This is a genomic window from Marinomonas gallaica, from assembly GCF_049821165.1.
Classification (GTDB): Bacteria; Pseudomonadota; Gammaproteobacteria; order Pseudomonadales; family Marinomonadaceae; genus Marinomonas; species Marinomonas gallaica.
This window is the reverse complement of sequence record NZ_CP187511.1, coordinates 2,503,114-2,528,571: the sequence shown is the minus strand read 5'-3', so window position 1 is coordinate 2,528,571 and position 25,458 is coordinate 2,503,114. Positions and strand designations below refer to the sequence as shown.

The window sequence follows — 25,458 nt, the reverse complement described above, 5'->3', positions numbered from 1 at the left end:
GCTGTTTGATTAAATTTAAAGTACTACTCAAATGGTCTTATCATGTCTGGCAGCATTCAACACTCAATTGAGGCTCAACGCTTCACTTCAGAACGCTCGAATTCGAGTGGCAATGTTTACGCCTCCACTGTGCCTACTGAACGTTCTCCGGAATCCGCTTCGCTCGTTCGTGCGAATTCTGATTACACCGTTAATGTTTCAGAAGATGCGCAAGCGCTTTTTGCTCAAGACCAAGAAGACCAATCATCTTCATCCGCTGCTGATGAAACTCAATCAAAAGACGATTCTGACAATACTGATACACCTGCAGACGAAAAGTCAGATGAAACTTTAACAGAGGAAGAGCAACAAGAAGTTGATCGCTTGAAAGCTCGTGATGAAGAAGTCCGTATCCATGAGCAAGCTCATGCATCAACTGGTGGACAATACGCTGGCAGCCCTTCATACAGTTATGAACAAGGCCCTGACGGGAAACGCTATATAACGGATGGTGAAGTCTCTATTGACGTAAGTCCAATAGCAAATGACCCGCAAGCTACCATCGATAAAATGCGTCAAGTATATCGCGCCGCATTAGCGCCAGCTGAACCTTCAAGTGCGGACCGCTCTGTCGCAAATGAAGCACAACAGCAAATGTCTGAAGCCACGGCCGATCTTTCGAAAGAAGCGCGTGGCGACGATGTCGATGCTAGTAACAATAATGCTTCAGCATTTAATCGATCAACACTCGCATCCGCCTATAATGCTACAAAGGAGGTAAATACATCAGGCTCGAACATTGATTTAGTCGCTTAAAAAAGAAAACCAACAACCACTTACAGGATGTAAGTGAACAAAACCATTATTGTTCATGGAGGAACTTTTGATGCAAAACACACACACTTATCGATCTGGATTTACATTAATTGAACTTATGGTCGTGATCGCGATCATTTCGATTTTGGCTTCGTTCGCCGCCCCTTCTTTTGAAAAACATATTGCTAAAGCCAACTTAGTTGATGTTCAGCTTTACGGCAATACTGTCACCAGCAGTGTGGATGAACACTTACTGGTCCATTCTGAATTTCCTGATACTTCTGCATTTAACACATTCAAACCTGATCACTCGTCAGTTGAGCTGATAAAAAGTGTATCCCTGACTAAAGTCGATAATTTACAAGGCACGATAACCATCAGCCTAAATGACGATATTGGCATACAAGAAAACCAGTTCATTCGATTTTCTCGCGCCAATACTGGTCAGTGGTTATGCGACTCCACACTCACTGATAGCTTGATCCCCAGCCAATGCAACGCCTTCTCTCAAGATTAGGGACTAACAATGAATTTAGATCACTTAATGTCTATCTCTATAGAGAAACAAGCTTCGGACGTACATGTATTAATCCAAGATGGCGTTGCCTGCATTCGGTGGCGTTGCTTTGGCTTATTAAGCGAAATGGAGTCATTCATTAATGGTGCGTCACTTGCCAATAGGATCAAGATTGCAGCCGAACTAAATATTGCAGAAACCAGGCGAGTCCAAGAAGGTCAATTTAATCACCTTTACCAAAGTAATGAATACTGCATCCGTGTCAGCATTATGAATTCCGAGCATGGTGAAAAGTTTGCGCTAAGAATCCTAACGCCGTTTGTCAACCGCTCCCTTGATACGCTTGGAATGAATCCGCACTCTCTAAGTGCCTTGAAGCAGAACATTACGCAACCCTATGGTTTGATACTTGTGTGTGGCGCCACAGGATCCGGTAAAACAACCACTTTGTATTCCTGCCTTAGTTATATAAATGATGGTTCACGCACGATATACACAATAGAAGACCCAGTAGAACAACCAATGGCTTCTTTGTATCAATTTGAGCCTGATACGTCTTTAAATATCAGCACGCATGATTTGCTAAAAGCCTTTATGCGACAAGATCCTGACGTTATTATGGTCGGAGAAATACGGGACGCAAAAACAGCGGACTTAGCCATTTCCGCCGCCTTAACAGGTCATCTTGTTATGGCAACACTGCACACCAACAGCGCCCTCAATATAGTCCATCGCTGTAAAAACTGGAATGTAGATTTTTTTGCTTTGGTTAGCACCTTGAAACTCGTCATTCATCAATCTATGCAGTACATACATGGACAACAAATGCCTATTTTTAACTGCTTACAACCTAGGTGGGATGAACGGCTTCCCACATGTTACGAAGCACTTATAGAGCAACCAACTCTATGGGAACATTTAGAGGGTAAAGCACCATGAAATGGTTCTTCATTTCTGAACAATGTATTTTACCGTTCCAGTATAAATCCGAAGCTTACGAATTTGCCGTTGTTAACCAAATCTCTACCAAAGCTATTAGAGAAATCAATCTTAGACCCTTTAAACCATCATCTTGTCTGCATTGGTTAAATCAAGTCATCCGCTTATGTGAGAATGGTCACAGCCTTCAAAGCGCCTTAATGACTCAAGAGCAGTCTCACTTTAATGCAACTTCGCAGCAACAGATTATTGCGATCAGAAGCTTGCTTCAACAGGGGGAAAGTGTCTCTATCGCTCTCAGTTTTTTTCTGCCTAAAAGTATACGACTGATTGCAGCCCATATCCCTAATGAAGGGACGGAAGAAAGCAAATTGGCCGCACTTATTGTTAGTCGAGAGGTTTTAACGAACCAAATCCTACTGAGCCAAAAATTACTGAAATCACTTAACTACCCAGCAGCCATTATCCAAGCAGCACTGATTTTAGCGGTGGTCAATAAACTATTAACCCACGAATCTATTATTCAGATATCAATTGTTTGGGCTGGTATAACGTGTACGATATTAGTATTTTATTACTGGATCGGATTTGGTTACGCTTATCCTTTTTTATGCAAACATATCGCTAGCTTTCGAAAGTACAATACCTTAACCATGTTACTTGCTTTACTAAAAAGCGGTGAACCCTTGCAAAATGCTATTTCGAAGCTGTGCAGTGGAAGTGTTGGGAAAGACCAACTGCAGCTATACAGGTGCATGCTGCTGCTTCGTTCAGGGGCCGCAGCGGATGAAGCCTTACCAAGCTGTTGGTTTATGAAAACAGATTTACTACAGTTAAAACAGCTCGCAAGTAGCGGCGATCTTTATACACCGATTGAGAAAGCGATTCGATCTTGGAAAGATCGCAATGAATCAATTCTCAAACGTCTCTCCCAAGCATTTCCAATCTTAGGTATAGTGATCGCTGCGATATTCGTTACCCATACGCTAATTGCCCTTTACGCCCCTTTAATGGATGTTAATACCCTTGGCTTTTGATATTAATTTATTGCTGTATATCGTAATGATTCTTTGCATAGGCAGCACATTGTCTGCTTTAACATATCGCTGGCAACGCCGCGCAGCGGCAGAGTGGAGAAAAGAAGCCCACGAGTTTCTTGAGCTTCCCTACTATGAACCTGACCCTTTGAAATTCAGTCAAGGCCGCTCTATTTGCTCTAAATGTAAGCGAAAAATTAAATGTATCCATTTAATTCCACTGCTTAGCTATGCATTACTTCGCGGGCGCTGTAGCCATTGCCAGCAAAACATCTCAATTCGTTACCCCCTAATAGAATTGTCTACGGCCGCATTACTATTGCCTTTGTATTGGATGTACCCAATTTCAACTGAATTTGGCGTCACTTTGATATTAGTCTGTGCATTGATCTGTGCTTTGATCATAGATGCTGAAGATTATTGGCTACCTGACGAGTGCAGCTTTGTTGTTCTATGCTGTGCCACTCTCCTTTTTCAATTGAGAGAACACTCAGAAGTATTGCCCAACATCAGTGCAGCTCTATTTGCCTACTTTTTTATTTTTTCCCTGCGCTATGTATTTTTAAAGTTACGAAACGTAGAAGCCATTGGTTTAGGCGATGCCAAGTTGTTGGCCGTTTTGGTATATTGGCTCGGTTTTTCAGCCTTTACTCCCATTCTGCTACTTGCTTCTGTGTTAGGACTGATAAGTGCGTTAGTCATGAGAAAAAGTCTAAGTAGCAAAATTCCATTTGGCCCTTACTTAATTACCGCAGCTCTTGGCTATTTTTATTTAGGATATTTTTTGTGAAAACAACGTTAATTGGCTTAACTGGTGGAATTGGCTCGGGCAAAAGTACTGCAGCTCTCCTATTTGCAGAGCTCGGTATTGAGTTTGTCGATGCTGATAACGTAGCAAGGGAGGTGGTTAAACCAGGTGAGCACTGTCTAAAACAGATACACGATCATTTTGGTTCTCAAATTTTACACAACGACGGCAGTCTAAATCGTAGTGCATTGCGCGATATCATATTTCAAAATCCCGACGAACGAATTTGGTTAGAATCCATTACACACCCAGCCATTCGTAAGCGCCTAATTCACTACATTGACTCAATGAAAGGCACTTACGCGCTCTTAGTTCATCCTCTACTATTTGAAACATCCCAACATACCCTTTGCCAATACACCATCGCACTGAATGTCCCTCGTAGTCTACAATTAGATAGGGTCGTAGCACGTGACAACAACAGCAAAACTCAAGTTGAACGTATTTTAGATACGCAGCTAAGCAACGAAGATCGTTGCAGTAGAGCCGATTTTATCTTGGAAAACACTGGTAACAGCGCAGATTTGAGTGTTAAAGTCAGTATGTTGCACAATAAATTAATCACATTACTAACAAGAACTTAATGGAAACAAAAACACTAATTGCTTGCCCAACATGTGGCAAAAAATCGCCTTGGTCGACTGAGAACAAAGATCGTCCCTTTTGCAGCTCGCGATGCAAACTCATAGACTTAGGTGAATGGGCCAACGAAAGTTACACGATTCCGCAACAGACCTCCGATGAAGATGAAATCTTCTCTGATGACCTAGTTGCTAACCCTAATAAGTCCTTCTTATAAGTAGCAGAGAGATTCAATCGGGATGAGTAAGCCAAACTTTTCAGATAAAACAGCATTACTGATAGAAGATATGGCTGAAGCTAGAATCATGCAGAAAAAAATGCTTAATGATTTTGGCTTTAAATCCATTGAAATAGCAATGAAAGCTGAAAGTGCTATTGAGCTCTTACGCAGTCGATCCTATGACGTGATTCTCTCTGATTACAATTTAGGGAACGGTAAAGACGGTCAGCAACTGCTTGAGGAAGTCCGTCACTCGCATCTTATCCCTAATACCTCTACTTATTTGATGGTGACCGCTGAAACATCTACAGAGATGGTTATGGGCGCCATTGAGTATGCTCCTGATGGCTACATCACGAAGCCTTTCTCTCAAGCTATGCTAGAGCGGCGCCTATTAAAGCTTCTTGAGAACAAAGAGCTGCTTTTAAAGGTTAACAAAGCCTTAGATAAGAGTGACTACGAAACCGCAATAAACGAAGCGAAAGTTGTTTCTGAAAAACACCCTGCGTTAATAAGTCGATGCAACAGAATAGTAGGTGATTCGCTTATTAGCTTAGAGCGGTATAAAGAAGCATTAACCGTTTTTAGAACCTGCCGAAAAGAGTCGCGCATGCCTTGGGCGGCATTTGGCGAAGCCAAATGCCATTACTTTATTGGTAATATAGATAAAGCTGAAAGTAAATTTCGACAACTTACGTTAGACAACAAGTTTTTTGTAAGTGCTTACGACTGGCTTGCAAAAACACTGGTCAAGAAAGGCGAACATGAAGAAGCGCAAGCTATATTAGTCGATGCTGTTGGGCGCTCGCCAAAGAATTTAATGCGTCAAATAGAGCTAGGTAAGCTGAGCCTTGAGGTTCGCGATAATTTAATGGCAGAGATGTCATTTCGACGAGCCGTATTTCTTGCGAAGCACTCCTGCTTTAATGACGCAGAGGTGTACATTCAACATATGGCCTCGATTGTTGCTCTGGCACGTGAGGGCGACATCCCCTCCCGACAAATTGATAACTTTCAAACAACATTAAACAAAGTCCATCAGAATTTTTTCAAATCTCCAGAAGTCCGCACCGAGGCATATTTGCTTGAGATGGAACTCTACTCCGCTCTTGGGGATAACAAAACAATGAATCAAATAGAAGAAGTTTGGAATCATGAGATTGAAGCAGGTCAGGCATCTGCTCCAAGTGCAACTGCACAAAAACGCGTTGACCACCTAAAAAGCTTGAAGTCATAATTCTATGGATAAAATCGATATCAGCACTATTTTAGCCAGCGCCATTCATGAAAGTAAAAATCATCTTGGCACAATCCTGTATCAGCTTGAATCGTTGAAACGCCTAAACCTAGACCAAGAAGGTCAAAAGTCTTTACGTAAAGTCGAAGAAGGTATGAAGCAGCTTAATGACGAGTGGGTCGAATACCTTTATTTATACCGTCTCGCGTCAGATGGATACGAAGTTCTTTATGATTGTCATGCTCTAGAGGAGTTTTTAGACGATCAGGTCTTTGCTCTTACCCCATCCGCTACAGCGAAAAACCTCTTATTGGAGTTTAATGCCGATCAGTCTTTGACTGCTGTCTTCGATGAAAGGCTTATGACTTCGGTTGTCAGCACTGGGGTTTATAACGCCTTACGATTTGCTAAGACTACCATCCAAATTAGCGCGTATCTTGAAAATGATTACTTAGTTATAGCAATCGAAGATGATGGCAAAGGTTTCGCACAAACAGCAGAGAAAGAGGATGAACTGCTGTTTCAAACCAATACGGGGTTAGGTCTGTATTTTGCTGATCTGTCTGCACAGGCCCATAGTGTTGAGGATCGCAAAGGATTTATTAGTAAAGCATCCTCAGCAGCATTAGGTGGCGCTAAGCTGGCCATATACTTGCCACAATAGCGGGGCCTTTGACTATGGAAGCAACAAGTCGATGCGCCCACCACCAGTGTCAGAATCATTACTTAATCGAGTATGGCCTTGAAGAGCGTTGTTCTTATGCAGCAACGCAACTTTCTCACAGTACAACCAGCTAGTGTTTTGGCTGGATACATTTGCAACGGACTCCCCTGCTACCAACGACTGAAAACTATCAAGTACAGACTGCGGATACCCTTTACCATTGTCGATTACTGAAATCAGCAATCCATCTTCGCTTTGATTAAGCACCAATGAAATTTTATTCTCAGTGTAGCGTATCGCATTCAGTAGGATAATCTGCAAAACATTGGCAATTAAATGAGGGTCTACATACCAACTAATGTCATCAGCCTCCAACTCTACCTCTATTTGCTTATGCTTTAGCAATGTTTCAAGCCCCGCTAAAGAATCTTCCACAAGTTCAAGAACATACGTTTCTTGCATTTGAACGGTTAGCGTATCACTTTCAAGTAAATACAAACCATGTAATTGATTGATCACATTTTGCATGCGTACCATTTCATACTGCGCATCAGAAAGCTCTGAAAGCTCCTTGGCGTCGGTTTGCTCGGCCATTAAAGTATCGAGCTTATATTGAACCTGGCCTAGAGAATTGCGCATGTCTTTGACTGATGCGCCTATCACTTTTTTAAATGACAATTGATTTTGTTCGGACACTTCATATCTCCTAAAACGCAACATTATAATGTTTAGCGAGGTACTCTCTTAAAGCCGTCAACCGTTTGTACTGTTTATGGGCCGGTGTCACATGCCTAAGGCGCTGCACAGCTTCGGTGCACTCTGACACCATGTGCGGATTTTTTCCGTTTTCTTCCATAAGCTTTAAGCAGGTCTGTACAAGATTAAGATTCAAACCGGGATGACGCGGAGAATGCTCCAATGCGGTTTTAAATTGTTTAATGGCAATCACATAATCTTTTTTAGAATAACTACTTAAACCTTCTTTATTCAATTCTTTCGCCTGCGCTTTGGCTGAAGAGCTCACTGGCTCATCTAGGAAGTCAGCAGCTTGTTGCTTCAAATGATCACTAATCGTATGGTCATTCACTAAAGAAGCCAACATGATTTCAGCTTGCTCATGTTCGCCTGCACCATAAAGCGTCTTTCCATATTCGACCACAAGATCTTGCGGTAAACCATCAACAAGTTCTGAGGCAATCTGCTTAGCAGACGCCAAAGCTTTTTCAGCCTCACGCTGTTGACCTTGTGAAGCAAGAAATCGACTTTCCGCCAAACTTTTTCGAAATTTAACCGTATCGTCATCGGCAAAGCGCTTGCCAATAACCGTAAGTGCTTGGCTGGCCTCGCTCAAAAATCGCTTGCGGTCTACACTGCTTTCAACAGAATCTACGGACTCCGTCACAATGTCGACCAACTGAATATAATCGTCAGGGTTTTCGTGTATCGAGTTAATACCCAAACGTACGGTTTGCTGGCTAGCTTTTAAAGCGGTCTGGGCATCACCATTTGCCATACTCACTGTGGCCATATGTTTTTGACGCTTGTGAATACGTGGCGATATCTTAATCGCATCCCCTAAAACCGATTGCGCTTCTTCCAGCCGCCCTGATTTCTCAAGACATTCAGCAAGTAAATCGTAAGCACTGATTGTTTGTGGGAACAATCTTAAAAGCTTTTCAAGCATCGCTATCGCGGCTTCGAGGTTGTCTTTTTTAGCTTCCATTTTCGCCAAACCGAGCAGCGCCCAATCTAAGTCACGAACGTTCAACTCAGCCTGACAAAGTTGCTCTAATACGGTAAATTTGCCTGTTTCTAAACAAGCCTCAACCAGCGTCCGCTTACACCACGGAGAGTAACGTCCTTCTTGCTTAATATGGTTAGTACATTCGGGGATCAATTCAACATATCGTTTTTTAGACAGCATGCCTTTCATTTTGGATAACGCTTGCGACTGTTGAAACTGCCTTTCTAGTCGTCGAGCTAAAACCGCTTGAGTAAAGGGCTTTGAAAGATACTCGTCTGGTTGGGACTCCATGATCCCCATGACCACATCTCGGCTGGTTTCAGCCGACACAATGATAAAAATATTGGTTGGCTTTAAAAGCTCTAACTGACGTAATTCTTCGAGTACTTGCTGACCGTTTTTATTACCTGTTAATCGGAAGTCACAAAGGATGATGTCATACGGTCTTGCACGACACGACTCGATAACCCCTTTGCCGCTGGAGGTTTGGTCTACATGTTGAATGCCTAAGCCCTGAAGCATCTGACGAATGGAAACACGTGAATTCTCAAATTCATCAGCAACCAATGCCTGTAATCCACTATAAATAGAGGAATTCTGAGCGGCTTTATTTTGAAAGAGAGCTCTGTCCACTAAACTATATCCTTGATAATACGTTTAACTGGTTGCTTTTAAATACTCAACCAATTGCTGCCCCGCCACTTCAATATGCTGACGAAGTAACCTGATGGCTTGTTCCGGTTGCTCTTGCGTTAAAAGATCCAACAATTCTTCATGTTCATTTTGACTGATCTCGCGATATTGCAATGGCCCATATTGGAACCCCATATACCGCCCAACCTGTTCATTTAGTATAGCCACTACATTGAAAATGGTCGGTCTATTCGCGACTTCGTATAACGTTGCGTGTAGCTTCCAATTTAAACGACCGCGCTCAAGCAATGAAAGATCGCTGCCATTTAAGCTTCGATTAATATCACGTGCTTTCCCTAATGTCTCGTACGTTATATTAGGGAACGCATATTCTAGTAGCTGGCATTCGAGCAGAGACCGCATTTGATATAAATCTTCTGCTTCCATCCAGTTTAATTCAGGTACCATCACCCCCGCTTTACCATGGGCGACAAGCCAACCTTGATTGCGAAGCACTGATATCGCATCCCTAATCGGAATACGACTGACGTTATAACGCTCTGATAGCTCTTGTTGACGCAATGGACGACCTCGTTCTAGGCACCCATTGATAATATCTGCTTTCAATTGATCCAATAATTCAAGCATATGTTTTTTACGACGCTTTCTTGATTGTTTGAATCATTAATACCAACAAACCAAAACAAATCCCCCAAAATGCTGACGCAACACCAAAAAAAGAGACACCTGACACCGTCGTTAAGAAAGTAATCAGTGCCGGCTCTCGGTATCGCTCATCGTCAAACGCTGCTTTTAAATTAGCCCCAATTGTACCTAACAAAGCAATACCTGCTAAAGCCGCGATCATGCTTGCAGGGAATACCGAGAATAACCCGACCACGGTGGCACCAGCAAAGCCAGCAATAGCATAAAAAACACCTGCAGATAAGCCTGCAATATAGCGCTTCGATGGATCCCTATGGCACTCATTACCGCTGCAAATTGCCGCGGTAATGGCCGCTAAATTAAATGCAAACCCGCCAAACGGAGCCAAAAGAACAGTGCTTATACCTGTCCAAGAGATGATATTTGAGACCGGTGTTTCATAATTGCTAGCGCGCATTACAGCAACGCCTGGAATATTTTGAGATGTTAAAGTCACAATAAACAAAGGTACCCCTACCCCTAAAATTAAAGAGGTATTCCATTCAGGTGTCACCCACTCAAGTGCGCCGATGGATAAAGGAATGTCGGCAAAGTTTGTATGAGGCTGAAACAAAACCATTATGACACCCGCCATTAAAACAACGATTACCGCATAGCGAGGTAAGATAACTTTACTAATAAGATAGGCCAGCAACATTACCAACACAACAACAGGACTGGCTTCTAGGGACTTGAAGATGGCAACGCCAAAGTTAAATAAAACGCCTACGAGCATTGCACATGCAATCGGTAAAGGAATCCAACGCATCAATCGGTCAAATAAACCAGACACACCTAATATCAACGCAAGCGCACCTGCAAAGATAAACACAGCGATAGACTCCGCGTAACTTGCACCGTTTAAACTCGTAGCCAGTAGTGCTGCGCCAGGTGTAGACCATGCTGTAATAACGGGTGCTTTGTACCATAAAGATAAAAAGAAACAGGTAGCCCCCATACCAATACCTAGGGCCATAATCCATGAGACTTTCATTGCATCTGTCGCACCAGCAGCATCGGCTGCCTGAAACACAATCGCTACTGAACTGGCGAACCCTATTAAAACCGCCACAAAACCCGCGACGACTGCACTTAAGCTAATGTCAGAAAATACGTTTCTCATGATTTACTCCCTTCTAGAAAAGCAAGCATATCAGAATATATTTTTGTATACATTTTTATTTTTGTATCGCTTTAGTGAAGCAACATGTATCCAACTAAGCCCAACACAAAACCAAGAACCGCACCTAGCGGCGGCGCCCAGTGTTTATCTAAACGAACCTGAGGCGCAATATCCTGGAACACTGCATACAAAATACCGCCGGCAGCAACCAGCATAATGCCCGAGATTACAGAGCTATAACTAGATAACCAGTAGTAAGCTACCAGACCCGCAGCAGGGCCAATAAGCGCCAATATAGTAAAAAGCCACAGTATTTTACGGCTACTGTAATGTCTGGATTCCCTTAACTCTCTAAATGCATTAAACCCTTCGGGGAGGTTTTGCATTGCAATCAAACTGGCGAGCAACAATGACGACCCTTTACCAAGTGCCAAAGAAGCACCTAATGCAATAGATTCAGGAATAAAGTCAGATACCATGGCCACCAGTTGTCCGCCAGAAGTATTATGTCGATACAGCCAAATATCCACCCACATAAAAAGCAAACCACCCACTAAAAACAGTAACGCACTGGTGATTACAGAAAACGATTCAATGCCCTCGGGTACCAAAACCAGTGCAATGGCGGACAAAAGTGCTCCGCCGCCAAATGCTGTAATACTGTGCCGTAGCTCTTCATCCAGCCAGTTGGGGCGAATAGAATCTACCGTCGCCAACAACCCTCCCAGAGGAATCGCAGCGCCGGCCAATAACGTTAACAGCAATATATATATCCACTCCGGCATTCCAATGTTCCTTGTTACAAAATAAAACACCGCCATTTGGCGGTGTTAAGAGAGCGTAAACGCTCGTTGATATTACAACAATAGTTATTGGCTCATATAGGCCTTTAGAAATGCTTTTGTGCGCTCTTCATTAGGATGAATAAACAGCGTTTCAGGCTCACCCTCTTCTACGATTGCGCCCTGATCAAAGAAACATACCCGATCACTAATTTCACGTGCAAAGTACATTTCATGTGTCACTAAAAGCATCGTAAAACTATGTTTCAACGCAAGATTACGAATAACATCAAGAACCTCCTCAACCAGCTCAGGATCAAGCGCTGAAGTAATCTCATCTAACAACAATATAGCGGGCTGCATTGCTAAGGCCCGCGCAATGCCGACACGTTGCTTTTGTCCACCAGACAAAGAATTTGGATACATATCCGCTTTATCCGATAAACCAACGAGCTCCAGCAATTCGTCTGCTATCTTATTTGCTTCTATTTTTGTTTTACCCTGAACGCGCATTGGCGCTTCGGTGATATTACGCTTAACCGTCATATGTGGAAATAAATTGAAGTGCTGAAACACCATCCCTAGATGATTCCGCATTTCATGCAAGTGCTTCTCATCAGCGAGCACCAAGCCCTTATCGGTTTCTTTATGCCACAGCGGTTTGCCTGCCACCCTGACGACACCACCTTCAATGCCCTCAAGCGTCATCAAGATTCTCAGCAAGGTACTTTTACCTGATCCACTTGGTCCTATTATCGAAACAATCTCACCTTCTTCGACAGAGAAATTAAAATCCCTAAATATCACTGTATCGCCAAAACGTTTTTCGACATTTTTAAACTCAATGAGTGGTTGCTTCATCGTAACGTGAACCCTTCTTTTGGAAAGCGTCGCTCAATACAATGAATGCCATATGCAGCGACTAAACTGAACACAAGGTATAAAATACCCACCAGAGTAAATGGCTCTAAATATCGGAAATTTTCTGAGCCAATTATTTTGGCAACTTGCAGCATTTCCAGCAAGGTAATCGCCGAAAGTTGAGGCGTTTCCTTAAACATGGCAATGATGTAATTGCCCGTTGCAGGTATCATCGGACGGATTGCTTGAGGTAAAACAATATCCTTGTAAGTATCGTAAGTTGTTAGATTCAAAGCTCTCGCTGCTTCCCATTGGCCTTTCTCAATACCATCGATACCACTTCGAAAGACTTCGGATAAGTAAGCACCATAATGTAGCCCTAATGCCAAAACCCCTGTTAGCAATGGCGACATACTGATACCGAACTCCGGTAAAACGTAATACAAAAAGAAAATCTGGACCAATAACGGAGTACTGCGCACGAACTCGACGACCCAATAGGTCACCACTCTTAAAAGCACTAGCTTGCTTCGGCGCAGTAGAGCAAAACTTAATCCAACAAGAATTGCCAGAATGCTCCCTAACAACGTTGCCAACAAAGTCACTTTGGCAGCACTCAAGATCATGGGCAATATTTCCAACACAAATGCCCAGTCCCAATCAAAGCTAATCATTAGTCCAGCCCTCCACGCCCAAGCCCACGACTCAAACGTTTCTCGATGCCTTTAAAAGAAAACGCTAACACTTGTGCTATAACAAAATACAGCACCAACACAACGGCGAAGATCTCCGTCACTTGAAGTGTCATATCTGCTAAAGACTTTGCTCGATACGTCAAGTCAGCAATCGTAATCAGAGACACCAAAGAAGTTGCTTTCACTAGTTCTATTGCGAGGTTTCCAAACGGAGGAATCATATTGACCAAGGCTTGTGGCATCAGAATACGCCACAATCGTTGACTGGAGGTAAAGTTCAGCGCGACAGACGCCTCATATTGTCCTTTGGGAACAGACTGCATGGCCCCTCGAACCACTTCTGTTCCGTAAGCCCCAATATTAAGACCTATTGCAAGAACGCCCGCCGTCATGGCATCGATAGACACCCCAAAGAAAGGCAAGACAAAATATATCCAATACAACTGGATTAACGCAGAGGTACCACGAAAAAATTCAATATACGCCACAGACACATACTTAATAGGCTTCGGTGCATACATTCGCAATAAACCAAATGTAAATGCCATAATAGCCGCCAGAGGAAGAGCAAAGGCCACGATTTTAAGCGTGACACAAGTACCCTCAAGTAAGATCGAGACAATTTCGCCAAAAGGCATAAATGCTATCTCCTGATTACTTTAGGGCTGACACAACTGCTCGGCGGTCATATTTCCTGGCAAAGTATGTTGGCCAAAACCATATTCTGTTACCAGATCAATATGCTCTGGTGTGGCTATAAAGCTAGCGAGCTCTTTATTAAAGGCATCGCGAAGGCTCTCGTCACCCTGACGAAACCCATAAGCGCCGTAGCCTTTTACTGACTTGCCATCAATAATTAATTCGTCGAATGGCTGCGCCAAGCTCACTCGATCATCTTTCTGCGCTAAAGTGGCCATTGTCAAAGATGTGCCAGCTAATGCGTCTATACGCCCAGCCTTGAGTGCTGCAACGCCGGAAGGGTAATCCGGTAGAGTTACAATTTTATTCATAGAAATACCAAAATCTTTGGCATAACCGTACTCTACAGCACCAGACATGACCCCTATTTTCACATCATTCGCTTGAACATCGGCATAGCCATGAAGATCTTTTGGGTTACCATTCTTAACCAAAAATCCCTCTCCGATACTGTAAGTAGGATTAGAAAACAATACCTGCTTACAACGCTTGGGAGTGATGTACATGCCTGCAGCAATGACGTCAAACCGACCCGCTTTTAGCCCTGGAATCAACGCACCAAACTCAGTGACAACTACGTTGACATCCTCGACACCTAATTTATTAAGCACATGTAGGGCAATACTCGGTGATTCACCCGCAGGCTCACCACTTGGCGTCGTGTAACCATAAGGCACTTCATTCGCAACACCGATCGTAATATCGCCTGACTTTTTGATATCTGCCAGAGTATCAGCCGATGCCACACTTGAAATAGTCGCAGCAGCGATAGACAGCGCCACCATATTTAACGTTTTAAAACTCATAATTCCTCCGTAATTTATTTAGAGCTCAAACTATAAAACGCTAATTACTTTAGTGAATATCAGAAAAACAATCAAATATATTTGAGCTCTAATGATTTATTTCGATCAATGGAGATGCTCTATTAGGTTTAAATGGCGATAAAAAAAATTAGAGAGGAAATTTAAGCTGCACGATAAGCCCACTAGGCTCGTTTCTCAGAAAGGCCAAGTTGCACGAATAATGCTTTGTTAATGAAGATACAATAGACAAACCAAGGCCTGCGCCTGATACATCGCTACCACGATAAAACCGCTCTGTTAATCTAGACAAGTCAGATTCATTGATACCTGAACCATTATCTTTAAAGATTAAATTTAGACCTGCATCATCCATCGACCAGTCAATAGAAACCAATCCATTTTGAGGTGTAAACTTCGCTGAATTTGATATTAAGTTTTGAAGAATAATTTCAAGATGTGACTCTTCAATTGGATACAATAGAAGGTCTTCGCTGCTATTCGTCTCAATCGCAATGCGTTTTTCCCAGAGCATTGGATAAAGCTCTGCAACGACGCGTCGCGTCACCTTCATTACATCAATGCTCAACAAAGGCGTGTTTTGTTTTATTTGGCTTTCAACGCGTGCATAGGAAAGCAACTGTGCAACGATCCGCGTACTTCTATCAACACCACTCTGTAGCTGCTTTAAGGCGTGCTCACGCTCTTCGGTCGTTAGCGCCGATTCCGCATTTTGAGCATGCAGCCGTAGCACCGCTAAAGGCGTTCTAAGCTCATGCGCCGCGTCTGCAATCCAGCGTTTTTCCCGGCCAATTAATTGCTCAATAGACAACAAAAGACTGTTTATAGCTTGCTGAACTGGCACCAATTCTTGAGGCACATTCTCTAGATTTACTGGCTTCAATTGTGAGGGTTCAATTAATTTGATGCGACTGGTTAATTGCTTCAAAGGCTCTAAGCCGACACCAACGGCCATCCATACAAAAACAGCGATCAAAGGCCAACCAATCAATTCTGGTAACACTGAATTAAGTACTATTTCTGTCACCATTTCATCACGCACATCAGATCGCTCAGCCACCACAATACGTGAGTTTTCACCCTCATTTAGGCTCGTTTTCAATTCAAATGTACGCCACTCAAATGCGCCATTATCGGCATAACCAAAGCCATTTCCATCATCAACTTCTGGCTTAATAGAGAGACTGTCTGACGCAACAACCACTTTTCCATTACGCCATATGCTGAAATGCACCTTACTTTCATAATTATGGCCTGCCTCTGAAACGTCATACTGCTCAAAGTCGCTGATGACACTTGGATAAACGAACGTCGGGGCGTCTTTTCCCGCGTTAATGTCATCATTGGTAAGATGTAACAATAAACGTGCCTGTTGTGCTAATCGCGCATCAAATAACTCCTCAACTTCATGATTAGCGGCAATCACCCCCACAATACCCAACAAAATACTGGTGAAAGCAAACACTGACATAACCAATACTAGGGTTCTTTTTTTAATCGAGTTAGGTAACTTATTCTGAAGCAAGCCTAGTCTCCAACTGGTTTTTCTATTACATACCCGACACCACGAATAGTGCGTATCAGCTCAGAATAGAATTTTTTACGTAAATGATGGATATGGACTTCTAAAGCATTACTTTCTACTTCTTCGCCCCAACCGTAGAGGGACTGCACTAACGCATCGCGGGTAAAGACATGACCAGGCCGAGAAAGCAGTTCAGACAGTAATACATATTCTCTGCGCGTCAGAGTGACGCCCTTTCCTTGATACGTCACTTGCATGCTATCAGGCGAAAGTTCAATGTCATTATGTGTAATTAAGGAAACAGCCCTGCCTTTTGAACGCCGTACAATCGCACGGATGCGCGCCATTATTTCGACCAGATCAAAGGGCTTTACGACATAATCGTCTGCGCCCGCATCGAGACCACCCACTCGATCATCAATGCCATCACGGGCCGTTAACACCAAAACAGGGACGGCGATGGCTTTTTCGCGGATTTTGGTTAAAATCGACATACCATCCATTCTCGGCAAACCAAGGTCAAGAATCACCAAGTCAAAGGTTTCTTGCTCAATCGCCTGCATGGCTTGCAAGCCATCCGTCAGCCAATCCGCTGTAAACCCTTCCCTTTTTAAAGCCACACAAAGCCCGTCACCCAATGACGTATCATCTTCAACCACTAATATTCTCATGCTACGACTGCCTTAACGTATTCAATATTTAATACTCTTAACGCTACATTACTATTCTTAAGCATGCCTTAACACCGGTTTTGTAAGCGCATTTCTGTTTTATTATGGCACTGCAATGCCCCTAGTCTTTTCTGACAAAACAATCAAAAATAATACTTTGAGATTTATCTAATTGGTCTTACTATCGCGTCCTCTTAACTCGCAGGTTGGCTAAATTGAAAATTATTTCTTTTGACGCACTTAGGTCATTACACCTTCCTAATGTCCACTACATTAAGCCTGAAAACATGTATGCGCATCTTGATGCCATTCGTGCAGCAGACTGGATTCTATTTCCAGAGTATTGGCAATTAAATGCGCTTGTTCATGGCCTTAAAAAACAAATTTTCCCAAGTTTGTCTTCTTACATGATAGGTCATGACAAAATAGAAATGACACGGACATTTATGGCGATCATTCCCATGAATCACCCATATACAGAAATTGTTTCGAACACCCCCTACGAAGCCGATCGTATATGGGACATTATGCCAACACCATTTGTGGCAAAAATCCCCCGAAGCAGCATGGGAAATGGTGTGTTTTTAATCGACAACTCTATCCAATGGCGAGAATACACCGAAAAATCTTCGGTTATTTATGCTCAGGAATATCTTCCCATTGACCGTGATTTACGTATCGTCTGGGTTGGCAATAAAGTTGTTGCTGGATATTGGCGGTTACAGGCCGAGCAAGGGTTTTACAATAATATTAGCCAAGGCGGTAAAGTCGAAGTTGCACTGATTCCAAAAGAAGCACTAGAGCTTGTAGAGTATGTTGCCAGTACTTTGGGAATCGATCATGGTGGATTTGACGTTGCCATGGTCGGCGCTACCCCTTATCTGATCGAATACAACCGTATGTTTGGCAACCAAGGTGTAAAAGACTTACAAAAAAGCGTGGATACTGGAATTATGGAGTATTTGCATTCAAATATCCTACCGACAGTCATCACCACAGACCAAGCGGTTTAGCCAGTTCGCCATAACTGAAAAGAGAGCCTAGGCTCTCTTTCTTAAAAGTGTTTTGATTCACTCAACGGCTTAGTAACGCGGCAGTTCAATATGCTCAAAAAGCACTTCGACATCTTGACGCGTTGGCGCCTCCATTGCCTGCATCACAAGGTCCTGAGTTAAATGCGGCGCAAACGACTGAATAAACTTATACATATAGCCACGAATGAAAGTGTTATTTCGGATACCGATTTTAGTCGTGCTGTCCGCAAACAAATGTGACGCATCTAATGCCACTAGATCACTGTCTGCCGCTTCATCGTACGCCATCGTTGCCACGATACCGACACCCAATCCCAAGCGAACATAGGTCTTGATGACATCAGAGTCAGCCGCCGTAAAAACAACATTGGGTTCAAGTTCCGCCGTTTGGAAAGCATCATCAAGCTGCGAGCGCCCCGTAAAACCAAAGACATACGTCACAATAGGATGCTTAGCTAAAGCTTGAAGCGTTAGCTTTTCAACGCTTGCTAAAGGATGATCTTTAGGCACTACAACGGATCTATTCCAAGTATAGCAAGGCAGCATAACAAGATTACCAAACATCTCTAGAGCTTCTGTTGCGATTGCAAAGTCCACAACACCGTCGTTTGCCATTTCGGCAATTTGCATTGGTGTACCTTGATGCATATGCAGTGTCACATCAGGGTAGCCATCAATAAAGTCATGAATAATATTAGGTAAAGCATAACGAGCCTGAGTATGCGTGGTCGCAATATCAAGAGACCCTTTACGCTCGTCACTAAATTCTTTCGCGACTTTTTTTATATTTTGCGTTTGGTTAAGAATCTCACCCGCCAACGCTATAATGCGCTCACCCGCGGGCGTAACATGTGTTAAATGCTTGCCACTGCGAGCAAACACTTCAATGCCTAATTCATCTTCTAATAAGCGAATTTGCTTACTCACGCCAGGCTGAGAAGTAAAAAGACTTTGAGCTGTAGCGGAGACGTTCAAGTCATGTCGAGCGACTTCCCAAATGTACCTTAGCTGTTGTAGCTTCATTCGCCGATTATCCTTATTCTAAAAAGAGTTAAAAACATAAAAAAATATTACTTTATAGAATAGTAAAAAAGCTCTATGGTTGCCAACACTAAATCTGACAAAGATAGAAAACGATGGATTTCATTTGGTACATATTGGCTGGCGTTGGCGTTGGCTTAGCAGTTGGTATTACAGGTGTTGGTGGCGGATCATTGATGACCCCTCTTCTACTCATGTTTGGCTTTCCTCCACACATAGCAATAGGTACAGACTTATTGTATGCCGGTATCGCTAAATGCACGGGAGTTGTCATGCATGCTAAACGCGGCAATGTAAATTGGCGCATTATGGGTGCAATGGCGGCTGGCAGTTTACCTGCTTCACTCCTAACCGTATGGGCCCTATCAAACTTCGAGCATCCTGAACATTATCAACACCTTTTAACCAGCACGTTAGGTGTCATGCTAATCATTACTGCGGCCGTTATCATATTCCGAAAACGCCTAAGTGGGCTCTTTAAACCTAACATGACCGAGAAAGACGGTACGGCTGCTATTTTCGTATGTGGCTTAGTACTTGGGGTGTTTGTAACGCTAACGTCTGTCGGGGCAGGCGCTTTGGGTACCGCCATGATGATGCTGCTGTTCCCAGCAATGCAAGCTCGTAATGTGGTAGGAACCGATTTGGCGCACGCGGTACCGTTAACTTTAGTAGCGGGCCTTGGGCACGTATTGCTTGGCAATGTCGACTATAATCTATTAGCAGGACTGCTAATCGGCTCTATACCCGCTATCTACATTGGTACCAAGGCTGCTTCATTCGTTCCCAATAAGGTCTTGCAGCCCATACTAGCAACAGCGCTGGCTAGCTTTGGCGTGAAATACCTGTTCTTTTAATCTACCCATAGAACGGCAATTTCTAAAAGGCACTCAAATTGAGTGCCTTTTTCATTTCAACGCGAATTTATCGTACTTTTCTTACCAAACAGGCTTCATTCTTAAAAAGAAAAAAGGTACTGTACTTGTCACATAAAAAAACAAGCAATCATATTGCACAAAAAGTTATATTAGGAATTTAGAGATGAGTGATTCACGCCTTGAGGATTTAAACATTGCCTCATTCAGTTCTTTAGTTACCCCTCAAGAACTAAAAAAAGAACTACCGCTAAACAATGACATTCGTGAACAGATTGCCAGCTCACGTGATGTCATTAAAAACATTATGGATGGTAAAGATCATCGCTTGGCGATTGTCATTGGCCCTTGCTCCATCCATGACCCAGAAGCCGCTTTAGATTACGCCCGTCGTCTTAAAGCACTTTCGGAAAAAGTAAGTGATTCTTTGTACATTGTTATGCGTACTTACTTTGAAAAGCCGCGCACGACGGTTGGCTGGAAAGGCCTGATTAACGATCCAAACCTTGATGGTACATTTGACATCAATAAAGGTATGCGTATCGCTCGTAAATTGCTGGTAGACCTTTCTGAAATGGGCTTGCCACTCGCAACCGAAGCGTTGGACCCTATTTCTCCGCAATACTACCAAGACTTGATTAGCTGGTCTGCAATTGGAGCTCGTACTACGGAGTCACAAACACACCGTGAAATGGCATCCGGTCTATCTGGTCCGGTCGGCTTCAAAAATGGCACCGATGGCTCAATGACCGTTGCTGTTAATGCCATGCAGTCTGTATCGCACCCACACTCTTTCTTAGGCATTGATGAAGGTGGCCAAGTCACCATTGTAAACACAAAAGGCAACGAATACGGCCACCTTGTATTACGTGGTGGCAATGGCTTACCGAACTACAGCACTGAACACGTAGCGCAAAGCGAAGCTGAATTGACCAAAGCAAGTCTCAAACACAACATCATGATTGATTGCTCGCACGAAAACTCAGCTAAGAAACCTGAACGCCAACCAGAAGTCGCGTTGGATGCAACGAGTCAAATCGTTAACGGCAACAACTCGATCATGGGCCTAATGATTGAAAGTAACATCGGCTGGGGCAATCAAAAAGTACCTGCAAATTTAGCTGATTTGAATTACGGCGTATCCATTACCGATGCGTGTATCGACTGGGAAGCCACAGAGAAAACTCTGCTAGAAATGGCGGAGACTTTAAAAGACGTGTTGCCTAAGCGCTCTCGTTCGTAACAAGAAACAAAATACAGAAATAAAAATGGAGCCAACTAAAGGCTCCATTTTTTTGTATCTTAAAAGCGAATAACTTACATTACATGAATGCGTTATCTGTCACCGTATGATCGGTTTCGTCTTTCACAGCTTTAAGACCCGGCACTTTTTCGATCAGCGTTTTCTCAACACCTTCTTTCAACGTTAGGTCTACCGCACTACAACCTTGGCAACCACCGCCAAATTGAAGTACTGCCACTTCTCCGTCAATCACTTCTACCAACTTAACTTCGCCGCCATGTGCAGCAAGACCTGGGTTGATATCAGAATAAAGAACGTAATTGATTTGATCTTCAATCGGGCTGTCTGGGCTTACTTTAGGCATTTTAGCATTCGGTGCTTTGATCGTAAGCTGACCGCCCATTTTTTCTGTAGCGTAATCTACAAAGGCCTCGTCTAGGAAAGGAACAGAGTTCACCTCCAAGTAAACACGAAGTTTTGGTAGATCTACAAGTTCATCCGTTTCTACTACTTCATCTGGTCGGCAGTATGCAAGACAAGTCTCAGCATACGGTGTTCCTGGTTGTTGAATAAACATGCGCACAGCCATGCCATCTATACCTTGCTTATCAAGTAGGCCTGATAAGTACTCTTGTGCGCTGTCAGTAATTGTAATGTTCATGCTCACCCTTATTGAAACGTGTGATGTGTCTATGGGGCTATGTTACCGCACTCTCAAGGTAAAACAGAAGACCTAGTAAACAACTAAGGTATTTTTTCCTAATTGAATAAGCTGCATCCAGCTGTTAGTCCATTTATTTTTAAAGATATAGAGAAATATTCATTTTAGGAATAACGGAATTTTGGTAGATTTAGCATACCTAAGAATTTATACAACAACGGTTCAGTCTTTTATGTATCAATACGACGCAATTGACCAGCAGCTAGTGGAAGAGCGTGTTGCGCAGTTTCGCGACCAAACTCGCCGCTATCTGAATAATGAGCTTAAAGAAGAAGAATTTCTTCCTCTACGCTTACAAAATGGCTTATACATCCAACGCTACGCGCCGATGTTACGTATCGCCATTCCTTATGGCATGGTCTCTAGCAAGCAGCTACGCCTTCTTGCGGACATCACTCGTCGCTACGATCGTGGTTACGGCCACTTTAGTACGCGCCAAAATCTGCAATTAAACTGGCCCAAGCTTGAGGATGTGCCAGACATTCTGGAAGAGCTTGCAACAGTTGAAATGCATGCCGTGCAAACGAGCGGCAACTGTATTCGTAATACGACAACAGACCAGTACTCAGGCGTTATTGCTGATGAAGTAGCTGATCCTCGACCATACTGTGAACTGATCCGTCAATGGTCTACGTTCCATCCTGAATTTGCATTCTTACCACGTAAATTCAAGATTGCTGTGTGTGCGACTGAGTCAGCGGACCGTGCGGCAGTACAAGTACATGATATCGGCCTTCAATTGAAGAAAAACGATGCCGGTGAAGTAGGTTTCAAAGTCCTTGTTGGTGGTGGTTTAGGCCGTACACCAATGATTGCGGAAACCATTAGTGACTTTATTCCTCGCACAGATTTGTTGACTTACCTAGATGCGATCATTCGTGTTTACAACCAACAAGGTCGTCGTGACAACAAATACAAAGCGCGTATTAAGATCCTTGTAAAAGCACTGGGTATTGACGAGTTCCGTAAGCGTGTTGATGCGGAATGGGAGCACTTGCGCGGCACAGAAAGCACAGTGCCTATGAGCGAGTTTGACCGCTTAGCGAGCTTTTTTACTGAGCCAGCTTACGAAACACTAGAAGAGCAGCCTTCTATACTGACTGAAAAATTAGCAGACAGCAGCGCTTTTGCTCGTTGGTATGAGCGTAATACCTTTGACCACAAAAAAGCGGGATACCGTATTGTTACGCTATCGCTTAAAAAGCCCGGTCAAGCACCCGGTGATGCGACCGCTGATCAAATGGAAAAAGCCGCGAATCTTGCAGACCAGTACAGCTTTGGTGAGCTACGTGTCAGTCACGAGCAAAACCTTGTATTAGCCGATGTTCGCCAAGATCAGTTGGTGGAACTTTGGGAAGCAGCCAAAGAAAATGGTTTTGCCACGCCTACTCTAGGATTACTAACAGACATGATCTGTTGTCCTGGTGGTGATTACTGCGGTCTTGCTAACGCGAAATCCATTCCGATCGCTGAGCAAATCCAAGAAACGTTTGATAACCTTGATTACTTATACGACATCGGCGAAGTAGACTTAAACATCTCTGGTTGTATGAATGCTTGTGGTCACCACCACGTCGGCAATATCGGTATTCTAGGCGTTGATAAGAAAGGCGCAGAATTCTACCAAGTATCTCTTGGTGGTGCTTCAGGTCATGATGCGTCCATCGGTAAGATTCTTGGCCCATCCTTTGCCCAAGAAGAAGTTGGCGGCGTAATTCAGAAAGTTATTAATGTTTACGTTGATAACCGAACCGAAGAAGAGCGCTTCATCGATACCTTCCGTCGTATCGGTATCAAACCATTCAAAGAGGCCGCTTATGCCAAAGCTAATTAAGAACGGCGAGATCGTCGATAATACTTATGTATGGCAACAAGACGTTGATGCGTCAGCATCCGACACGACCATTGTTCCAATGCAAAAATGGTTAGATAACCAAGACAGCATTGGAAATGTTGCCGGTATCTGGATTGATGCAGGTGAAGGTGTAGAACCTCTTGCCGGTGTTGACCTTAGCCAGTTCGAAGTGATCGGCATTAACTTCCCAAGCTTCATGGATGGACGTGGCTTTAGTTACGCCCGCCTGCTACGCGAACGTTTGAACTACACAGGTGAAATTCGCGCTCTGGGTAGCTTTATGGCCGACCAACAAGGTTATCTAATTCGTTGTGGCTTTAACAGCTTCGAGTTTGCCGAAGACGTTAACCTCGATATCGCCCTAACACTGAACAAACCGTTCAATGTGGCTTACCAAGGCGATGTCGCTGATCCTCGTCCTATTTTCTTACGCCGCGGTTAAACCAAGTTATTCAGAAATTAAAAAGCCGAGCAGTTAGCTCGGCTTTTTTGTGCCATTTTAGAATTATGTATCAACGCTTGTAGGCGATTCATTCGTTACTTTTTTGAACAAACCCTCAAATCCATTATTGTAAGCATCGAAAAAGGCATTGCTCACCGTATTTACAATCGCTTGCCAAGTACTGATATCTGGCTCGTTTAAACTGCCCGAAAAGTTTAACTGAGTCGCCAATCGGTCAGAAACTGAGTTCGTAAAAAGCTCAGCTAAACCACCTGTAATACCCTCCCAAGCTATGCGGAAAGGGTTTTCACTCTGTTCGACGACATCTTGTTCCCAGTCAAATATATCAACATTTTTAAACAACGGCTTAACATAGCCAGTCAACTGACCATCTTTGGCCTCAAGCTCAGACACTAGCTCGCCTGTTCCACCGTTGAAATCAACGCCGGCGTACGCTTTAGCAAGATCGTTCAACATAGGCAGACTGATTTCTTCACAATGCAGCGCCGCTACGAAGTTGGCTTTTGCAAGAGGATCAAATTCGGCATTTATTGTCATAAGTGCATCATTTAATGCATTGGCTTTGACATCTAAACTAGCAACACGACCCGAGCCATTACCCACATTAGTAAGATTGGTAACAGTAGCATCTATATTATTTAGCTGAACATTCACAGGGGGGGTTGATTCAAAATTTCGGAATGCAACAGTGCCCTTCTCTATTTCAACACGGTTAATTGTTATAGGTGAAAGTTCTGCTACCGTTTTGCGCCAATCATTTCCTACACCAGACTGGTCATTTTGATCGCTTTTACTGTCCACAAAGTTCAATTCTGGTTCATGAAACACTAAATCGGCAACAATTTTGCCTTTAAATAAAGCAGACCAACTTAAGCCTATGTCTATCTCTTTTGTTCGAAAGAAAGGCACTTGTTTTGTGCCGTCTACCTTAACCACATCAAGATCGTGTATTTGATAAGCGCCGCGAAATAGAGACAAACTTACATGATCAATACGACCACTGTAGTCTCCGATACGTTCAAGACGATTATTTAAAAAGCTTGTCACCCAATAAGGCAACGTAAGGTGAACAACGATGATTAAGGTTGCCAGCGTTACTAACACCGCAATCCATGTGTATTTAGCTTTATTAGTCATAAGCAGACTTCCTATCTAAGACAACATA

General features: G+C 43.2%; 28 protein-coding genes. 14 read left to right on the top strand and 14 right to left on the bottom strand.

Translation table 11 applies throughout. The features are described 5' to 3' along the window. Positions 1-42 precede the first annotated feature (42 nt). From ACPUEK_RS11855 to ACPUEK_RS11815, 9 genes are all read left to right on the top strand, one after another. Entirely contained in the window at positions 43-795 is a 753-nt protein-coding gene (locus tag ACPUEK_RS11855) for a putative metalloprotease CJM1_0395 family protein (RefSeq protein ID WP_425640879.1), read from the top strand. Positions 796-865: 70 nt separating this feature from the next. Next, positions 866-1,312, top strand: a complete 447-nt coding sequence (locus ACPUEK_RS11850; RefSeq protein ID WP_425640878.1) for a pilin — start codon at positions 866-868, stop codon at positions 1,310-1,312. A gap of 9 nt (positions 1,313-1,321) precedes the next feature. Further along, positions 1,322-2,251, top strand: coding sequence for a GspE/PulE family protein (locus ACPUEK_RS11845; RefSeq protein ID WP_425640877.1), 930 nt, complete (start codon positions 1,322-1,324; stop codon positions 2,249-2,251). Continuing rightward, positions 2,248-3,288 (top strand): type II secretion system F family protein, encoded by a 1,041-nt coding sequence (locus ACPUEK_RS11840; protein WP_425640876.1) that lies wholly within the window; start codon positions 2,248-2,250, stop codon positions 3,286-3,288. Before ACPUEK_RS11845 ends, ACPUEK_RS11840 begins: the two co-directional genes overlap by 4 nt. Further along, complete coding sequence (locus ACPUEK_RS11835; RefSeq protein WP_082866173.1) at positions 3,266-4,078, top strand: prepilin peptidase; 813 nt, start codon at positions 3,266-3,268, stop codon at positions 4,076-4,078. Before ACPUEK_RS11840 ends, ACPUEK_RS11835 begins: the two co-directional genes overlap by 23 nt. Further along, positions 4,075-4,680, top strand: coding sequence for a dephospho-CoA kinase (coaE, locus tag ACPUEK_RS11830; RefSeq protein ID WP_067218786.1), 606 nt, complete (start codon positions 4,075-4,077; stop codon positions 4,678-4,680). Before ACPUEK_RS11835 ends, coaE begins: the two co-directional genes overlap by 4 nt. After that, a complete protein-coding gene (gene yacG, locus ACPUEK_RS11825; protein ID WP_067038238.1) occupies positions 4,680-4,895 on the top strand; it encodes a DNA gyrase inhibitor YacG in 216 nt (71 codons plus the stop codon). The genes coaE and yacG overlap by 1 nt, the downstream gene beginning before the upstream one ends. Before the next feature lie 22 nt (positions 4,896-4,917). Continuing rightward, complete coding sequence (locus ACPUEK_RS11820) at positions 4,918-6,135, top strand: response regulator (RefSeq protein ID WP_425640875.1); 1,218 nt, start codon at positions 4,918-4,920, stop codon at positions 6,133-6,135. Between the two features lie 4 nt (positions 6,136-6,139). Beyond that, positions 6,140-6,799, top strand: a complete 660-nt coding sequence (locus ACPUEK_RS11815; RefSeq protein WP_425640874.1) for a sensor histidine kinase — start codon at positions 6,140-6,142, stop codon at positions 6,797-6,799. Positions 6,800-6,811: 12 nt separating this feature from the next. Here ACPUEK_RS11815 and ACPUEK_RS11810 read toward each other — a convergent pair whose 3' ends face one another. The 11 genes from ACPUEK_RS11810 to ACPUEK_RS11760 form a co-directional block, all read right to left on the bottom strand. Continuing rightward, positions 6,812-7,495 carry an ATP-binding protein gene (locus tag ACPUEK_RS11810; RefSeq protein ID WP_425640873.1) on the bottom strand — a complete coding sequence of 228 codons (684 nt, stop codon included), beginning with the start codon at positions 7,493-7,495 and terminating at the stop codon, positions 6,812-6,814. Positions 7,496-7,505: 10 nt separating this feature from the next. Further along, entirely contained in the window at positions 7,506-9,176 is a 1,671-nt protein-coding gene (locus ACPUEK_RS11805) for a tetratricopeptide repeat protein (RefSeq protein ID WP_425640872.1), read from the bottom strand. Positions 9,177-9,200: 24 nt separating this feature from the next. Then, positions 9,201-9,824: a GntR family transcriptional regulator gene (locus ACPUEK_RS11800; protein ID WP_067218769.1), complete on the bottom strand. Its 624-nt coding sequence runs from the start codon at positions 9,822-9,824 to the stop codon at positions 9,201-9,203. A gap of 7 nt (positions 9,825-9,831) precedes the next feature. After that, complete coding sequence (locus tag ACPUEK_RS11795) at positions 9,832-11,004, bottom strand: benzoate/H(+) symporter BenE family transporter (protein WP_425640871.1); 1,173 nt, start codon at positions 11,002-11,004, stop codon at positions 9,832-9,834. A gap of 71 nt (positions 11,005-11,075) precedes the next feature. After that, a complete protein-coding gene (locus ACPUEK_RS11790; RefSeq protein ID WP_067218763.1) occupies positions 11,076-11,789 on the bottom strand; it encodes a ZIP family metal transporter in 714 nt (237 codons plus the stop codon). A gap of 84 nt (positions 11,790-11,873) precedes the next feature. Continuing rightward, the gene (ehuA, locus tag ACPUEK_RS11785; RefSeq protein ID WP_425640870.1) at positions 11,874-12,647 is read right to left on the bottom strand and encodes an ectoine/hydroxyectoine ABC transporter ATP-binding protein EhuA; all 774 of its coding nucleotides are present in this window, start codon (positions 12,645-12,647) and stop codon (positions 11,874-11,876) included. Further along, a complete protein-coding gene (gene ehuD, locus ACPUEK_RS11780; RefSeq protein ID WP_425640869.1) occupies positions 12,644-13,321 on the bottom strand; it encodes an ectoine/hydroxyectoine ABC transporter permease subunit EhuD in 678 nt (225 codons plus the stop codon). The genes ehuA and ehuD overlap by 4 nt, the downstream gene beginning before the upstream one ends. Further along, positions 13,321-13,980, bottom strand: coding sequence for an ectoine/hydroxyectoine ABC transporter permease subunit EhuC (gene ehuC, locus ACPUEK_RS11775; RefSeq protein WP_425640868.1), 660 nt, complete (start codon positions 13,978-13,980; stop codon positions 13,321-13,323). Before ehuC ends, ehuD begins: the two co-directional genes overlap by 1 nt. A gap of 21 nt (positions 13,981-14,001) precedes the next feature. Next, positions 14,002-14,847: an ectoine/hydroxyectoine ABC transporter substrate-binding protein EhuB gene (gene ehuB, locus ACPUEK_RS11770; protein ID WP_425640867.1), complete on the bottom strand. Its 846-nt coding sequence runs from the start codon at positions 14,845-14,847 to the stop codon at positions 14,002-14,004. A 148-nt stretch (positions 14,848-14,995) separates the two neighbouring features. Next, positions 14,996-16,390, bottom strand: coding sequence for an ATP-binding protein (locus ACPUEK_RS11765; RefSeq protein WP_425640866.1), 1,395 nt, complete (start codon positions 16,388-16,390; stop codon positions 14,996-14,998). Between the two features lie 2 nt (positions 16,391-16,392). Beyond that, complete coding sequence (locus ACPUEK_RS11760; protein ID WP_425640865.1) at positions 16,393-17,061, bottom strand: response regulator; 669 nt, start codon at positions 17,059-17,061, stop codon at positions 16,393-16,395. Between the two features lie 215 nt (positions 17,062-17,276). On the opposite strand from ACPUEK_RS11760, the gene ACPUEK_RS11755 reads away from it, so the two are divergent. Further along, positions 17,277-18,074: an ATP-grasp domain-containing protein gene (locus ACPUEK_RS11755; protein ID WP_425640864.1), complete on the top strand. Its 798-nt coding sequence runs from the start codon at positions 17,277-17,279 to the stop codon at positions 18,072-18,074. Between the two features lie 69 nt (positions 18,075-18,143). Here ACPUEK_RS11755 and cysB read toward each other — a convergent pair whose 3' ends face one another. Further along, positions 18,144-19,118, bottom strand: coding sequence for an HTH-type transcriptional regulator CysB (cysB, locus tag ACPUEK_RS11750; RefSeq protein ID WP_067038251.1), 975 nt, complete (start codon positions 19,116-19,118; stop codon positions 18,144-18,146). A gap of 113 nt (positions 19,119-19,231) precedes the next feature. On the opposite strand from cysB, the gene ACPUEK_RS11745 reads away from it, so the two are divergent. Beyond that, positions 19,232-19,993 (top strand): sulfite exporter TauE/SafE family protein, encoded by a 762-nt coding sequence (locus ACPUEK_RS11745; RefSeq protein WP_067038252.1) that lies wholly within the window; start codon positions 19,232-19,234, stop codon positions 19,991-19,993. Between the two features lie 184 nt (positions 19,994-20,177). Further along, a complete protein-coding gene (locus ACPUEK_RS11740; RefSeq protein ID WP_425640863.1) occupies positions 20,178-21,254 on the top strand; it encodes a 3-deoxy-7-phosphoheptulonate synthase in 1,077 nt (358 codons plus the stop codon). A 79-nt stretch (positions 21,255-21,333) separates the two neighbouring features. Here the strand turns inward: ACPUEK_RS11740 and nfuA are convergent, their stop codons facing one another. Beyond that, a complete protein-coding gene (nfuA, locus tag ACPUEK_RS11735; protein ID WP_067038254.1) occupies positions 21,334-21,915 on the bottom strand; it encodes a Fe-S biogenesis protein NfuA in 582 nt (193 codons plus the stop codon). Positions 21,916-22,147: 232 nt separating this feature from the next. Between nfuA and ACPUEK_RS11730 the strand changes: the two genes are divergently transcribed. Together ACPUEK_RS11730 and ACPUEK_RS11725 are read left to right on the top strand one after the other, a co-directional pair. Continuing rightward, positions 22,148-23,809 (top strand): nitrite/sulfite reductase, encoded by a 1,662-nt coding sequence (locus ACPUEK_RS11730; protein ID WP_067218747.1) that lies wholly within the window; start codon positions 22,148-22,150, stop codon positions 23,807-23,809. Then, complete coding sequence (locus tag ACPUEK_RS11725; RefSeq protein ID WP_067218745.1) at positions 23,793-24,272, top strand: DUF934 domain-containing protein; 480 nt, start codon at positions 23,793-23,795, stop codon at positions 24,270-24,272. Before ACPUEK_RS11730 ends, ACPUEK_RS11725 begins: the two co-directional genes overlap by 17 nt. A gap of 63 nt (positions 24,273-24,335) precedes the next feature. On the opposite strand, the gene ACPUEK_RS11720 is transcribed toward ACPUEK_RS11725, so the two are convergent. Next, positions 24,336-25,430, bottom strand: a complete 1,095-nt coding sequence (locus tag ACPUEK_RS11720) for a DUF748 domain-containing protein (RefSeq protein ID WP_425640862.1) — start codon at positions 25,428-25,430, stop codon at positions 24,336-24,338. Between the last annotated feature and the right edge of the window lie 28 nt (positions 25,431-25,458).